General features: G+C 63.0%; 12 protein-coding genes and 1 pseudogene. 6 read left to right on the top strand and 7 right to left on the bottom strand.

Translation table 11 applies throughout. The features are described from left to right. Positions 1-2: 2 nt before the first annotated feature. A complete protein-coding gene (locus tag V1290_RS10045) occupies positions 3-1754 on the bottom strand; it encodes an acyl-CoA dehydrogenase family protein (RefSeq protein WP_334364255.1) in 1752 nt (583 codons plus the stop codon). 181 nt (positions 1755-1935) lie between these two features. Between V1290_RS10045 and V1290_RS10050 the strand changes: the two genes are divergently transcribed. The 4 genes and pseudogenes from V1290_RS10050 to V1290_RS10065 all read left to right on the top strand — a co-directional run bounded on the left by V1290_RS10050 (position 1936) and on the right by V1290_RS10065 (position 4398). Further along, positions 1936-2874 (top strand): LysR substrate-binding domain-containing protein, encoded by a 939-nt coding sequence (locus V1290_RS10050; RefSeq protein WP_334364256.1) that lies wholly within the window; start codon positions 1936-1938, stop codon positions 2872-2874. Positions 2875-3116: 242 nt separating this feature from the next. Continuing rightward, positions 3117-3500, top strand: a complete 384-nt coding sequence (locus tag V1290_RS10055) for a hypothetical protein (RefSeq protein WP_334364257.1) — start codon at positions 3117-3119, stop codon at positions 3498-3500. A gap of 385 nt (positions 3501-3885) precedes the next feature. Beyond that, a pseudogene (locus V1290_RS36470) lies at positions 3886-4035 on the top strand (hypothetical protein); the annotation flags it as partial. 63 nt (positions 4036-4098) lie between these two features. Next, on the top strand, positions 4099-4398 hold the full coding sequence (locus V1290_RS10065; protein WP_334364259.1) for a 4'-phosphopantetheinyl transferase family protein: 300 nt from the start codon (positions 4099-4101) through the stop codon (positions 4396-4398). Between the two features lie 4 nt (positions 4399-4402). Here the strand turns inward: V1290_RS10065 and V1290_RS10070 are convergent, their stop codons facing one another. From V1290_RS10070 to V1290_RS10080, 3 genes are all read right to left on the bottom strand, one after another. After that, a complete protein-coding gene (locus V1290_RS10070) occupies positions 4403-5701 on the bottom strand; it encodes a lysine N(6)-hydroxylase/L-ornithine N(5)-oxygenase family protein (protein WP_334364260.1) in 1299 nt (432 codons plus the stop codon). A 21-nt stretch (positions 5702-5722) separates the two neighbouring features. Further along, positions 5723-6721, bottom strand: a complete 999-nt coding sequence (locus V1290_RS10075; RefSeq protein ID WP_334364261.1) for a GNAT family N-acetyltransferase — start codon at positions 6719-6721, stop codon at positions 5723-5725. Between the two features lie 293 nt (positions 6722-7014). Beyond that, complete coding sequence (locus V1290_RS10080) at positions 7015-8718, bottom strand: cyclic peptide export ABC transporter (protein ID WP_334364262.1); 1704 nt, start codon at positions 8716-8718, stop codon at positions 7015-7017. Positions 8719-9045: 327 nt separating this feature from the next. Here V1290_RS10080 and V1290_RS10085 point away from each other — a divergent pair, with 327 nt between their 5' ends. Together V1290_RS10085 and V1290_RS10090 are read left to right on the top strand one after the other, a co-directional pair. After that, entirely contained in the window at positions 9046-10113 is a 1068-nt protein-coding gene (locus tag V1290_RS10085; RefSeq protein ID WP_334364263.1) for a siderophore-interacting protein, read from the top strand. A gap of 70 nt (positions 10114-10183) precedes the next feature. Further along, positions 10184-11008, top strand: a complete 825-nt coding sequence (locus V1290_RS10090; RefSeq protein WP_334364264.1) for an ATP-binding cassette domain-containing protein — start codon at positions 10184-10186, stop codon at positions 11006-11008. A gap of 29 nt (positions 11009-11037) precedes the next feature. On the opposite strand, the gene fhuB is transcribed toward V1290_RS10090, so the two are convergent. From fhuB to V1290_RS10105, 3 genes are all read right to left on the bottom strand, one after another. After that, positions 11038-13044 carry a Fe(3+)-hydroxamate ABC transporter permease FhuB gene (fhuB, locus tag V1290_RS10095; RefSeq protein ID WP_334364265.1) on the bottom strand — a complete coding sequence of 669 codons (2007 nt, stop codon included), beginning with the start codon at positions 13042-13044 and terminating at the stop codon, positions 11038-11040. After that, positions 13031-13966 carry an ABC transporter substrate-binding protein gene (locus tag V1290_RS10100; protein ID WP_334364266.1) on the bottom strand — a complete coding sequence of 312 codons (936 nt, stop codon included), beginning with the start codon at positions 13964-13966 and terminating at the stop codon, positions 13031-13033. Before V1290_RS10100 ends, fhuB begins: the two co-directional genes overlap by 14 nt. A gap of 76 nt (positions 13967-14042) precedes the next feature. After that, on the bottom strand, positions 14043-15047 hold the full coding sequence (locus tag V1290_RS10105; protein WP_334364267.1) for an alpha/beta hydrolase: 1005 nt from the start codon (positions 15045-15047) through the stop codon (positions 14043-14045). Positions 15048-15051: the final 4 nt, after the last annotated feature.

Genomic DNA, 15051 nt, shown 5'->3' on the forward strand with positions numbered 1-15051 from the left:
ACCTATCCCTGCACCAGCGCGGCAGCCTCGCGCAGCGAGACCGGCGCATCGCCGAGCAGCAAATCGATCGCTGCGTTCTCCCAATGCTGCGCCTGCAGATTGGTCGACGAATGTTCGGCCAAGCGATGCTCGAGCACAAAACGCGAAAGCAGCAGGCGGCGTGCGTCGCCGCCGTCGTTGCCGAGGCGCGTACCTTGGGACGCCAATAGCGCGGCCGTCGTGGCGTGGTAGAGCTTTCCGGCGGCGATCCTGCAAAAACGCTCGTTCTCGGGATCCGCCCCAACCTCTTCCGCAAACCGCATCGCATCCGTCAGCGCGCCGGAAAGGCGCGTCCGAAACTGACCCGGCATCCCGGCCGTGTCGTCCAACCGGCGGCCGAGATCGTCGCGCAACGCTTCGTGGCCCCGCGCCTTTCCGACCGCGCGCTGGACCGCATCGAGCGCGTTGATGTTGCTGGTGCCCTCCCACAACAGGCCGAGGTGGGCATCGCGAACCAGCCGCGCGTTCGGCCAGTCCTCGATGTAGCCATTGCCGCCACGGGCCTCCATCGCACCCGTGGCGACCGTGACGTTGTCCCGGCACGCCCGGTATTTTGCGATCGGCGTCAGCAGCCGCAGCACCCTGTCGGGCGCGGTTGCCGCGTACAGTAGCGCCGACAGCGCCTGCTCGGTCGGGACCATCAGCTTGAGCAACTGCCGGCGCATCAGCGGATGGTCGATCACCGCGCGCCCGAACGCGCTGCGATGCCGGGCAGCGATCATCGCCTCATTGAGGCATCGCCGCATCATGCCGGCCGCGCGCGCAAGGTGCGACACCCGGCTCGAATTCACCATCACAAGCATGTGCTTGAGGCCCTGATCGAGCTCGCCGAGCTGGTACGCTGTGGCGCCCTCGAACACGATCTCGCCGCTTGCCATGGTGCGGCTGCCGAGCTTGTCCTTCAACCGCAGGATCCGGTACGAATTCCGCCGTCCATCGGGAAGCACTTTTGGCATCAGGAACAGGCCGAGCCCGCGGCCGCCGGCCACCGCGCCCTCGGGCCTGGCCAGCAACACGGCCAATTCAGCGTCGACGTTCGAGCAGAACCACTTTTCGCCCCACAGCTTCCAATCCTGGCCATCGCTGACAGCAGCGAGTTCGCCGGCGCCCACATCGGAGCCGCCGGTTTTCTCGGTCATGAACTGCGCGCACTTGAGCAGCGCGGCAGGATCCTGACTCCACATCCGTTCGAGATATCGCTGGCGCAGCTCATCCGTGCCGAAACGGCGCACCAGCTCCGAAGAGCTGTCGGTGAGGTTGACCGGGCAAAGCAGGCCGAACTCGGCTTGCGCAAACAAATAATGGAATACGTATTTTGCGATCGGCGGCATCGGCGACGGCCAGCCCAAGACGCCACCGCGATTGCACATCGCGTGCATGCCGAATTTTTCGAACGCGATGCTTTCCATCTCGCGATACGCCGGGTGATACTCGACCCACTCCTCGTCGCGGCCATAGCCGTCGCGCGGGTGCAGCACCGGCTGATGGCGCTCGGCCTTATCAGACAGGTCATGCAGCCGGCCTCCGGCGAGTTCGCCGAGTTCCGAAAGGTGCGGCGCGAGATGCGCCAGCAGTGATGCCTCCATGTAATGGGGCAAGAGGTCGCGCAGGCTTTGGTCGAGCGAATAATAGTTCAGCCCGCGACAGGTCGGCGCCAGTGCTCTGGAGCGCCGGGCTGCCGCCTCGCGGCCGGTCAGATCGACATGAATGGTCATGGGCATCTCCCTCGGCTCCGCCCGCCCGGGCCGCACCGGCCTGGACGAAACTTGCGGAAAATATAGGCGTATGAGCCGGGGAGCGTCCGTGCAAACGACTTCTTGGGTCGGGGGCTTGAGCCAGACTCAACGCTGCGGTTCCCCCGTTTGCCGGCCGTTCCTTTTGAACTAAGCTCCCGCGATGGCATCACGACGACTTCCTCCCTTGCATGCGGTGCGGGCGTTCGAGGCCGCTGCACGGCATTTGTCGATCACCCGGGCGGCCGACGAACTGAACGTGACCGTCGGCGCCGTGAGCCGGCACGTGCGCGCCCTGGAAGCGCGAATGGGGACCGCGCTCTTTCTGCGCGGCTCGCGCGGTCTGGTTCTCACCTCCGCAGGCAAGACCTTCGCCGATTCCGCCCGCGAAGCATTGGACCGGATCGCAGATGCCGCCGACGGGCTGCGGTTGCGGCGTTTCAGGCGGCTTTCGGTCGGGGTCTACGGCTTCTTCGTCTCGCGCTTCCTGCTGCCGATCTGGCCCACGCTCAATGCGGCCTATCCCGATCTGGAGGTCGACCTGCACACGAGCTCCAATCCGCTCGACCTTCTCGCCAGCCGTTACGATGCGGTGATCGCCGTCTCGGACGGACAGCCTCGCGCCGGGCTCGTCACCCATCCATTGATGCCGATTGCGACCGTGCCGGTCTGCGCGCCGCAATTCATGACGAGCGGCGCCGTGGATTTCGCAACCGTTCCTCTCCTGCATGCGCGGCCGCGCCCGGACGATTGGCGGCGGTGGCTCGATCACGCGCAATTCGCCGACGTGCCCGTGCAGGGCGGCAGCAGCTTCGAAAGCCTCGGCCTGACCATTGAAGCCGCCGCCGCCGGCATGGGCGTCGCCATCGCCATCGACGGCCTTCTCGCGCCCGACCTCGCACGCGGCAATCTCGTCAAGGCCCATCCAACCGTTCGCCCGACGCGCCGGCAGTTCGTGCTCGAATACGAGCAGCGTATGGCTGACGATCCCGCCCTGACCGCCTTCGTCACCTGGCTGAACAATGCGCGTGGCCAGCAAGCGCCGAAGAAGCCCGCCGCGAAGAAGATTGCGATGAAGGCAGGTTCAGAATACGCGCGTTGAGTTTCACTCAAGGCGCGTTCAAAACGGCTCGAATATTTCGGCTTTGCGGATGAGACGTAGACGGGTAGCGAACGCGCGGCACCCTTGCATCAAGTATCATGGCTCACTGCGATCCGCCGTTCCGGCCGCCGGATATCTTCACACTCGCTGTATGAACCGAACTCGCGCAAGATCTTGTCTCTGTCCTCGGACGAGATGACCGATCTGGGCGCGAACCGGCTGGCCTTTTTCTCGAGCAAAGCGTGCCGAAAGCCAAATCGGCAGATCACGCTATCCAGACTCTCATCGTTACGCCGAAGGCGGCGGCCATGAAAATCCATCCACTTCTCGATCCGCTGCAAGCTCAGGCGCCCAAGGCCAGGCTGCCCAAGGAGTTCGCCCCTGGTATGGAGCGACGCAATCTCGAGAAGGTAGTTGATGCGCGTGGATGGTTCCTTGCTGACGAGCCCCGCGTGGTGACTGCGAACCAGTATGGTTGCAATTCGCTCCGGCAGATAGCCATCGATATGCTGCTCGAGAGGGACGGATTTTATCATGACCGGTTCCACGTTGAATATCTGCCGATGCGATTGAGAATGAATCTATCAGCACCGCAAGCGCACGCGATCTCGGCTTGTCTCAGTTAGATGGATTCTAAGTCAGATCACCTCGACACAGGCCTGTATACACCCGGGGGTTGCGGACGGTTGCACATTGGTCGATAAGCCCGTGGACATGGCCAACTCCCTGAAGGCTCGACAAGGACCATTTGCCGCATCGCTTTCAATGGCGCATGCAAGCGTCTCACTCGCGTGGTCGATCGCCGTGAAATGCGCGACTCCGCAGGATCAATTGCGGGTGCGATGCTTGGGCGATGCGGATATCACGAGGCCGGTCGGGCCGTTGGAACCGGAAGAAATTCTTTTCTGGCTGGCAGCGATACCTCCATCGCAGAAGATCGCTGCCGGCGAACCCGGCATGCTCAGCGTCGAGCGAGCTGCGAAGGTGCTCGATGCCGATGAGACCGATCGCATGGGGCGATTTCTGCACATCGAAGATCGAATGAGCTATCTGGCTGCGCATGCGGGCGTTCGCCTCATGCTTGGAAGGCTTGTCGGTCAACCGGCCGAAGCGCTGCGGTTTCAGCCATCGGAGCATGGCAAGCCCATGCTCGTTGCTGGTCCAGTGGAGATCGACTTCAGCCTGAGCCACGCGAGGGGCTCTGTCGCCGTTGCAGCGGCCCGCATGCCGATCGGCGTCGATATCGAACCGCTGCGGGAAATCGCCGATATGGATTCGGTCGCCGAAATCGTCCTGGCGGCCGAAGAGCGGGAGGTTCTTCGGAACGCTCTCGCGGCGCTTCGGTCCCGGCTCTTTCTTCGCTACTGGACCCTCAAGGAAGCCTTGCTGAAGGCGGCCGCCCTCGGATTCACGATAGCTCCGAACACCGTGATCGTCGACGCGGGCCCGTCACCTGCCGTGCTGTCGGTGCCGGCCGCGCTTGGATCAGCCGCGCAGTGGCGGCTCATCGCGCCCGCCATCTGACGCCCTACGCGATGAGCTCGCGGCGTGAAATCGTCGAAAGCAGCGATTCTGCGATTTCCTGCGAGCGCGTGGCAAGAACGGAGAGCAGCGTGTCGCTCAGGCCGTGAGAGGCCTCCGAATATCCCTGGAGATGGATTTGCGGCCGAAACGCCGGGGTGGTGCCGAGCTTGTAGTTGCGGTCCAAGACGGTGTCGCGAATGTAGCGCTGGATCGGCTCCAGAAACGCGTGCGGCGTCTCCCGGTCATAGCCCGTCGCCAGGATGACGGCATCGTAGGTGGATCGGCGCTTTGCACCGCCGAACTTGTCAACTGTGCCGATCTCGATGCCTTCAGGTGCGGCATCGATACTCACTATTTCGCTACGCGGATGCAACGCGATCCCTGCCGTGCCGCTGACGCGCTGCTGGTAGAGCAATCGATACAACTGGTCCAGGAGGTCGGCATCGACCACCGCATAGTTCGTGTTCCGGAAGTTGCGAACGATCGCGTCCCGCCGCTCGGCGGGCTGCGCATAGATGAAATCGGTGTAATCAGGATTGAAAATCTCGTTGACGAACGGGCTGCTGTCGGACGGCTTCAAGGCATGGCCGCGAAAGATCAGATCAATGCTCGCGTCCGGAAATCGTCCGCGAAGGTCGACCGTCACCTCGGTCGCGCTCTGCCCTCCCCCGACCACGGCCACGCGCGCGGCCTTTCCACTGAGGCCGATGTCATCGACCGTGTCGAGATAGCGGCTGGAATGCAATAATCTCGGATCATCGGCGATCTCTGCAAACACTTGTGGGATATACGGTCGCCCTCCCACTGCGACTACCAGGTTCCTTGCAAGCCGCACCGTTTCCCCGCCGGCGAGTGTCCGTGAATGAACGCGCAAGGACGTCACCGACTGCCCGACCGTCACCGGCTCGATGGCGACGATGGTCTCGCCGTAGGCCGCCTGAGACTTGAACTGCGCTGCTACCCACCGCAGATAGTCGTTGAATTCAATCCGGCTCGGATAGAACGTTCGGCAGTTGATGAAATCCTGCAAACGGCCGCGCTTGTGCAGATAGTTCACGAAGGTGAACGAACTGGTCGGATCACGCAACGAAACGAGGTCCTTGAGAAACGAGATCTGCATGTCGCTGCCTGGAAGCAGCATGCCGCCGTGCCAGGTGAATTGCGGCTGCTTCTCCACGAACAGAGCGGCGCATTTCAGACGTGATCTTCTGGCCGATTCATCCAATGCGATCGCGAGCGCAAGATTGGACGGCCCGAATCCGACGCCGATAACGTCGTGCTCGATCGCAAACTGGTGAGACATGAGCTGCGCTCCGTTCGGGCGTTAGGACGTGGTCGCCGGGCTGGTAGCTGCCGGCAGCCACAGCCGGTCACCAAAGAAGCGTTCGCGCAACAGCATCACGAGCGTGGCCCGCTTGTGCGGAAAATCGAAGTTTTTGATCTTTGCGAATCCCGAGACTTCCAGATTGCGGAGTTGCTGCGCATGCGCCGCCGCCGGCTCGCCGACGATTCGCTGCGTTCGACAATCGTCCAAGAACATGTAGTGCATCAGCGATGGCAGCCAGGCGCTGATATAGCGACGCCCACGATAGGCGTCTTCGCCGACGACGACATGCCAGCCGCGATCGTAATCGTCGGCATCGTAGAACGGCGCGATACGATTCTCCTTGGCCCAGTAGAGCTCGAAATAGCCAAACGGCTCGTCGTCGAAGCAGCCGATGAGCGGCAGCATGTGCGGGTCCGCCAGGATGCCGGAGAGATAGCGCCGATGCTTTTCGAGATCGCCCGCTTCGTTCCAGAACGCGTCGACGCGGGGATCGTTCATCCACCGGTGCAGCAGATGCAGGTCACTGTCCGTGTTGGCGACGCGAAAGGAGATAACTTCGGCGAGCCAGGGTATGAAGCGGGCATAGACCTTCCCCACCGGCTTTGGCGAACGTCGCGGATGGCGCTTGCCGTCCGTCATGACGTGGAGTTGCGGCAATGGTGGCCGTTTGGCATTGACCAGCCAATTGTCCCGCCGCTGCATGATCAGTTCGGGAAGCAGCACGAGGTCTGCCCCCGCCATGAGAGCGAGACCGTGGTTCATCAGCTCGCGCGCAAGCTCCACGCTGGCTGAATCCAGCACAAGCCGGTCGAGACTCGGCCGCCATCCAAACGTGGCTTCAGCCGCCGCCGAAACCGCCGAGATCGCCAGTTGCGGATCGTCGGGAGCGGTCAAGATTTTCAGGTGATCGAGCCGTTCATCGAGACACAGGCGCATCACCGTCGTGATGCCTACGGCAACGCGGATATCTCCACCGCCGTCTTGTACGACGGTCATGGAAAAATCCGGCCCAATCGGGAATGCGCGAGGCCCAGTCGCGGAGCTCGAAGCTTTGTTCATCCGGCCCTCGCATCGCAAACGTGGTTGCTTGAAACAGCACGCGATCTTGACGCGCGCCTTGCGGTGTAAAGCACTCGCGTACAGGATGACAAGAAATGCAGGCACACGCAGTTTAGATTTCTTACAAATCTGACAAAACGGCGTCGCGAAAGACATCGCACGCGTTCCCCGGCGCACCTCTCGAAACAGCCTGAACTTCGACGCAAATCTTCCGGAAGAATAAAATAGCTCTAAAGAGAGGCGTCAGTTGGAACCGATGACGACTTGATGATGTCATGGGTCTTCGCATCGCCCGCGACAATCTTGCCGTGCCGCAGTCGCACCAGATGATCTGCCACGCCGAAATAACGGTCATCATGTGAGATCACGATGATCGTCTTGCCCATACGTTTCAGGTCCGGCAGCAGTTCCGTGTAAAAGATATGCCGGAAGGCAGGGTCCTGATCCGCGGCCCACTCGTCGAACACGAGTACCGGCCTCTCCTCGAGCCAGGCATTCATCAATGCCAGCCGCTTGCGTTGACCGGTCGACAGGTCCGTCGTCGTAAACACGCCGTTCTCGACCGAGACCTTGTGCGCGACCTCCAACCGCTCCAGATAGCGCTCCGCGACGTCAGGCACCATTCCCGCTCCCTGCAGAAGATCTTCGAACAGGTAATAGTCGGAAAAGATGGTCGTGAAGAGCTGCCGGTAATCATCCCGCGTTTCCGTCACGACGGGCATACCGTCGCGAAGCAGCGTACCGCTCTGTGGAGCGTAGAGACCCAGCAGCAATTTGATCAGCGTGGTTTTTCCGCTTCCGTTTTCACCGACAATGAAAACGATGTCCCCTTGCCGGACGTGCAGGTCAATCGGTCCGAGAACGAAGGGGTTGCTGCCGGGCACCGCGCGAAAGCCGTACGATACGCCACGGAGCTCGATCGATTCGATCCTGCCTGATCCATCCGGCGCGGCCGAGGGCGCGGCCAGCAAGCCCTGCTCGGGCGTCGCGAACTGCTCCGACAGCTCGGCGATCCGCTTCATCGCCACCTGCGCGCGGCCCAATGCCGGCAGGATGCCGATCACCTGATCGATGGGTCCCCGCATATAGAGCAGCACTAGGACAAAGCCGCTGGAGACCGCGGCCGGGCTGTCAGGCCAGAGGAACGGACGCAAGGTCAGCGCGACGCCGATCACGACGAAGAACAACATCGTACCCAACGCTCGCGCGGTCACAAAGAGGTTGATTGATTTGATCTGCACCGCGCTGATCCGATCGACGGTGCGCTGTAGCTGGTCGACATAGACGCGCTGACGGCGGGCGCGGTTCAGACGCAGCTCCTTCGCGCCCTCGGCGATCGCGCGGTAGTGCTTCTGCAATTGGTCTTCCGAATCGCGGGCGACGTTGAAGCCCTGAACGCCGCGCGTTCGCGCATAGGCATGCGCGAGCGAGCCGAGGATGATGACCAGCCCCGTGATCAGGAAAAGCGGCCACGATAGCACCGCCAGATAAACCATGCAGCCAAGCGTGATGACGACTGACACGAAGAAGGAGGAGAAAAAGAACGCGAAATCGCTGATGGTGTCGACGTCATGAGTGAGGACCGGAATCAATCGATGCGTCCGGTAGATTTCGAGCTGGTCGATCGGAGCGGCCAAAATTTTCGCGGCGAGCGACTTGCGCAGCTCGGCGATGATCCGCTGCCCAACATAGTTGGCGCTGATATCGGCACCGATCGAGCCGATCAGGATCAAGAGACACAGGCCCGCAAACGCGAACAGCAGCGTTGTGACGTCGTCTTGCGACGCGTAAAGTCCGCGATTGACGACCGCGAGCAGTCCCGCAACGCTGGCGCCACCGACAACGCCGAGAACGGTGCCGCCCAGCACGATCGGCCAGTAGGGCCGCAGGAGATGCAGAATCTGCGCCGTCAGGCCGCTTCGTGGATTCATCATGAGTGCCGCGCTGGAGTAGAGCTGAAGCGAACCTACACGGCCCGTCGTAATACGAATAGCCTTGCGGGAGTGATGCGAATACACGATGGCAGCATCGCTCTTCCAGAGCTTATTTTTCGGCCTCTTTCGATTGATTCTAATTTGTGATCGGCAACGCGTTTAATAAAATGCGAGTAGTAGAGCCTTTGCGTCGCAGCCGGCGAGCGAGTAGGACATCGATCAACCAGGGGACATGGATCTACTAGGGACGTGGATTCGATGTCGGGCTGCGATATCCGGAAATCGAAGCGTGCGCAGGCCAGCATCGGGCAGGCCCGACTGGAGAAAATGACTTTGGATTCGCTTGTTTCCGAAACCCGCATCCCGATTGCTGATGCCGCCGGCCTTGCTGCCCGAATGATCGATCATCTAGCCGAGCATGATATCGCCTTCGAGGACCAAGGCGGCCTGATGGTGGCGAAGCTGCCGTTTGGAACCAGTTCCCTCGCCGTCGAGGCCGAGGCGCTCAAGATTCGCGTCGAGGCCAATGACAAGGGTAATCTGGAGATGCTGCGCTCGGTCGTCGCTTCCCACGTCATCGAGTTTGCCGGCGATGAGCCGCCGACCATCGTCTGGTCCGGCCATGAATCCAACGGCGGCACGCTGGCCAATTTCCGCGAGGTGCGGCTGAAGGCAGCGATCGACCTGACGCCCCGCATGCGTCGGCTGACCTTCACCGGCAACGACATCGCCCGCTTCGTGAACGACGATGACCTGCACGTCCGCCTGTATTTTCCGCCGGAAGGCCTCGCCAAGCCTGAATGGCCGTGGCCCGCCCACGACGGGCGCATCCTGTGGCCGGAACCGGACCGCAGACCCGTCACCCGCTACTACACGATCCGCCGCATCGACCTGCATGCTTGCGAGATCGACATCGATTTCGTGGTCCACGATCATGCCGGACCGGGCTCGGCTTTCGCCCTCAATGCGCAAACCGGCGCCATTTGCGGCATGGCCGGTCCACTCGGACGTGGCATTCGGCCGGCGCGCTGGTTGCTGCTGGCGGGCGACGAGACCGCCCTTCCCGCCATTGCGCGAATTCTTGAGATGCTGCCAGCGACGGCAACCGGCGAAGTCTTCATCGAAGTCGCCGACTGGCTTGAGCAGGTTCCGTTGATCGCGCCAGCCGGCGTATCGATCCAATGGCTGCATCGCGGCGAGCGTCCGGCCGGGACCACGCAGCTATTGGTCGATGCCGTCAAGGCCGTGCGATGGCCGGATCATCGCGAGGTCTTTGCATGGATCGCGTGCGAAGCGCAGGCGTTGAAGGCGCTGCGAAACCATCTGCGTGACGAGCGGAAGCTCGCCCGCGAGCAGCATCTTGCGGTCGCGTATTGGAGCCTGCGGCAGCCATGACGTCCCCGCATCCGCAGGCCGACGGGACGACATTCACCTCGCACCGCATTACCCCCGCAGGCACTTTCTCATGCATGTAGTTCGGCCAACCGAAATCGCGCAAGCCGCGCCCGATGCGGCCGCGCCCTTGTTCGAACTGGACCAGGTGGAGTTCGCTGTGGCGGGGCGCGCGCTGCTCGAACCGCTCACCCTGTCGCTTCCCGCGCGCAGCGTCGTCGGCCTGATCGGGCACAACGGCTCCGGCAAATCGACTTTGCTGAAGTTGCTGGCGCGGCAGCAGCCGAGCTCATCCGGCACGATTCGGTTCGAAGGCCGCGCTTTACGCGAATGGAGCGATCGGGAGTACGCCCGCAAGGTCGCCTATCTGCCGCAGCAGACGCCGCCCGCCGCCGGCATGCTGGTGAAGGAGCTGGTCGCGCTCGGGCGCTATCCCTGGCATGGCGCGCTGGGCCGGTTCGGCGACACCGACCGCGACAAGGTTGCGGAAGCCATGGCGCTGACCCACATCGAGCCGTTTGCGGACCGGCTGGTCGATACATTGTCAGGCGGCGAGCGCCAGCGGGTCTGGATCGCCATGCTGGTTGCGCAGGATGCCGAATGCCTGCTGCTAGACGAGCCGACGTCGGCGCTCGACATTGCCCATCAGATCGAAGTGCTGTCGCTGGTGAAGCGGCTCGCGCGGGAGCGCAATCTCGGCGTGGTCGTCGTGCTCCATGACGTCAACATGGCAGCACGCTTCTGCAACGAGATCATCGCCCTACATTCGGGCAAGCTGATTTCGCGCGGCGCGCCGGACAAGATCATGACGCCTACCGAACTCGAAACCATCTACGGCATTCCGATGGCGGTGATGCCGTCTCCGGATCACAGCCATCTCATCAGCTTCGCACGGTGAGATCGCAAGTCATTCGGCGCTTCACCGTCTCATCCGCGCTGCGGGCGCAACAGCCAGAGCAGATAGGGCCCGGCGAGCATCATCGCGAAAATGCCGGCCGGCATCTGGAACGGAAATATCACCATTCGCCCGGCCCAGTCCGCAAACACCATCAGGATGGCTCCAATCAGCGCGGCCAGCGCCGTCTGATGAAGCGCGCGCTGCGCCCCCATCATCCGCGCCATATGCGGCGCGATGAAACCGACCAGGCTCAGCAACCCAACCATCAGCGTCGCGGTCGCCGTCAACAATGCGGTCAGCAGCATGATGATGATGCGGCTCCTCGCCATCGATATTCCAACCGAACGCGAGGCCGCCGAGCCGAGCGGCAGAATGTCGAGCCAGCGAGATAGCATCGGCACCATGATCAACAAAAGGGCCGCCGCGGCGGCAAGCACCGAGGCCTCGGCCGGACTGATCTGATAGAGCGAGCCGGTCAGCAACGACAGCAGCATGCCGATGCGCGGATCGCCGGTCGCCAGCGCCATGGCGACGATTGCGGCAAAAGCCGCGCTCATGGCGACACCGGCCAGCAGCACACGCTCCGGACTGAATTCGGACCGCCGGCTGAACAGTAGTACCAGCCCGAGCACGATGAAGGCTCCGATCCCGCCGCCCGCAATCTGCGCCACGCGGGTGTGGGAGGGAAGGAGATAGAGAAGAACGATCACGCCCATCGCGGCGCCGTAGCTGATCCCCATCACCTCCGGAGCCGCCATCGGATTTCCGGTCATGCGTTGCAGCAGCGTGCCCGCCACCGCCAGAGTGGCCCCCGCGGCCAACGCCGACACCACGCGCGGCCAGCGCCACGGCAGGAATTCCTGGATGCCGGCGAGACCACTCCAGCTCCAGCCCTCGGCGCCGACCCCAACCGCGAGCGCGACCCAGACCACGAGCAACAGCAAGGCCAGACCAAACAGGATCACCCGCCAGGGATGCTCAAGACGTGGCGGAACGGATGGTGTGAGGTTTCCCACTGGGGCTGCGGACCGTAGCCGCGGCAGCAGCACCAGCAACATGGGCGCGCCGATCAATGCCGTGGCTGCGCCGGCCGGCATCTCGCGATAGCCCGGCGGAATCAGCAGCACAAGCTCGTCTGCCAGCCACAGCAAGCCAGCGCCGCAGAGCGGCGCCCAAATCAGCCGATCGCGGAAACGCCGCGCACCGGCAAGCATGGCGAGAGCCGGCCCGGTCAAACCGACAAAGCCCAATACGCCGACCACGCTGACGACCGAAGCGCTGAGAGCGATCGCAATGCCAAGCGCGCAGACCCGCGCGCCCGTCAATCCGAGGCCGAGGTTGCGCGCGGTCTCGTCGTCGAAACCGAGCAAGGTCAGCGGGCGGACCATCGCCGCGATCAGCACGAACGAAATCAGAAACCGCGGCGCCAGGAACGCCGCATTGCTCCAGTCCTGCTGATTGAGATAGCCCGCGCCCCAGATGAACAGGCCGATCAGGTAGTCATGGTTGAGCAACACCAGGGCCTGGGTCGTCACGGCGCAGTAGTAGCCCACGATCAACCCGGCCAGCACCAGCACGACCGGCGATAGCGCACGTTTCCAGGTGAGGCCGAACACGCACAGGAACGCAGCGAACCCGCCGACCAGCGCAATCCACTCGCGGCCCAAAGCAAGCAGCGACGGCGCCCACAACGTCGTCACCGCCAGCGCAAGATAGGCGCCGTTCGAGACACCGAGCGTGGTCGGTTCGGCCAGCGGATTGCGCAGCACCTGCTGACAAACAGCGCCGGCAAGGCCCAATGCTGCGCCGGCCAATAGCGCCACCGCAATTCGCGGAAAGAAGGTATAATGCACGAGCATCTGCTGCGGATCGTTGATTTCAGGACGCCACAGCACCGGCAACCACGCGTTGACAGGCAGATATCCCGACAGATGCCGAACGGTCAGCGCAGCGGCCGCCGCAAACAATAAGCCGATCAGTATCGCAGGATGCATCTCGATCCCGGATCGGGCGGGCAGCGCGTCAACCTTGCTCATTGTTTTCCTGCGGCAAACGTTCGGCGAGAAGGCGTGCGAAGCGTTCAGCCGCCGGCACGCCGCCATAGAAGAATTGATTTCCCAGCACCGTCAGCCGCCCCGAGCGGAGGAACGGCAAGGTCCGCAGCACCGGGCTTGCGTTGAGCAAGGCTTCGATATCGGCAACCCGCGAACTCATCAGAACCAGCCGCGCATCCGGAACCGCCGCGAGCACTTCAAGGCCAACGCTGGTATGTCCCCACGGACCGCTCTGGCCGGTCCAGGCATTCTTCAACCCGAATTGACTGAGGACTTCCTGGTAAAGGCTGTTCGGCCCGAACACGAGTGCACGGTTACGCGCGATTTCGCTGACGAGGTACAGCGGCTTGTCGTTGCGGCCGCGAAGCTGATCGCGGTAGCCGGTCATGGCGGCATCGAAGCGCGCCAGATAGGCCTCGCATGCGGCCTGCACGCCGAGACGCTGCGCCAGCTCCATCGTCGAACTGCGCGCTGTTTCAAGCGGATGGCGGCCGGGCTTGAAAATCGTAAAGACCTCGACCGGGGCAATCAGCTTGAGCCGGGGTATTGCGGCCGTGATGCTGGGATCGATGATGATAATATCAGGCGCAAAACTCTGCAGCAGTTCGAGATTTGGCTCCGAACGCAGGCCGATCTCCTGAACGCTTGACGGGACAGCCGGCTCGACGACGAGCCGGCTGTAACGCTCGATTTCCGGAATAACCAGCGGAACGACGCCGAGCGCCAGTATCGTCTGCGCGCAGGCCCAGCCGAGCGCGGCGATGCGGGGGCCTCCTTGCGGTGCGGCGGCTTGAGCAAGCGTCATCGGCCAGCCGCCTGCAAGCACCCCGCCGCCGATGCCCGCGCCCGCTGCGAGAAGCGCGCGGCGAGACAGCTTGTAGTCGGAGAGTGAATTCTTGCTCATGGGGTGCGGCTCGGGAACGGCTTGCGGCGAGGCTGCGAGAGACGGGAGTTATGACATACCTTCATATGCCATAGCTTCATATGCTCTGTCTTTCCATGCCCGGCCGCTGCCTTTCGCCTGCGGCTCGAAAGGCGCTGGCCAGCGCCTGCCCGATCGCCGCCCACGCCTGCAGAGCATCGGCCACGACATTGCCCATGCGCAGGAACTCGTGGATCATGCCCGGATAGATCTGCAGATCGACGGGAACGCCGGCGGCGCGGAGCCTTGCCGCGTAGTCGCGCCCTTCGTCCACCAGTGGATCGTATTCGGCAAGCACGATGAGCGCCGGGGGCAGCCCTGAGAGATCTTCCGCGGCCAACGGCGCAAACCGCCAGTCGTCACGGTCTGAATCGTCGCGGAGATACTGCCCGAAGAACCAGTCGACGGTGCTTCGTTCCAGGAGATAGCCGGAGCCGTATCGTTCGTAGGAATTAGACGTTTGCCGGGAGCTCAGGCCGGGATAGGCGAGCACCTGGAGGACGGGCTGCGGCAGGTTTCGGTTCGCCCTTGCTTCGATGGCGAGCGCCGCGGCGAGCGTTCCGCCAGCGCTATCGCCGCCAACGGCGACGCGGCCGGCATCTAGTCCCGCAGCAGGTCCCTCGCGGCCGATCCAGGCCAGCGCATCGAGCGCATCCTCGAACGCGGTCGGAAACTTGTGCTCCGGCGCAAGCCGATAGCCGACCGACAGCACAGCCGCGCCGCTGTCTTCGGCGAGACCGCGGCACAATGGCTGATGTGAGTCCAGGCTTCCGACGACAAAACCGCCGCCGTGCATATAGAGCAGGACCGGTGTTGGATTGCGACGGCTCGGCTCCTGCTTCGCGTAGAGCCGCGCGTCGATCGTGGCTCCATCGCGCGTCGGCAGCGCGAGGTGGCGCTCATACGCAAGCGCCGGCGGATCGACGTCGAGCAACGGCGAGGATGCTTCGAAATCAGCCCGTGCCTGGACGGCCGTCAATTGCGGAAACGGAATGCGTGATCCGCTTTCGGTGCCGGCCTGCACCATCTCGAGCAGTGCGGCGATATCGGGATCAAGGCTCATGCGA

It is taken from the genome of Bradyrhizobium sp. AZCC 1578 (assembly GCF_036924675.1).
In the GTDB taxonomy this organism is placed as follows: Bacteria; Pseudomonadota; Alphaproteobacteria; order Rhizobiales; family Xanthobacteraceae; genus Bradyrhizobium.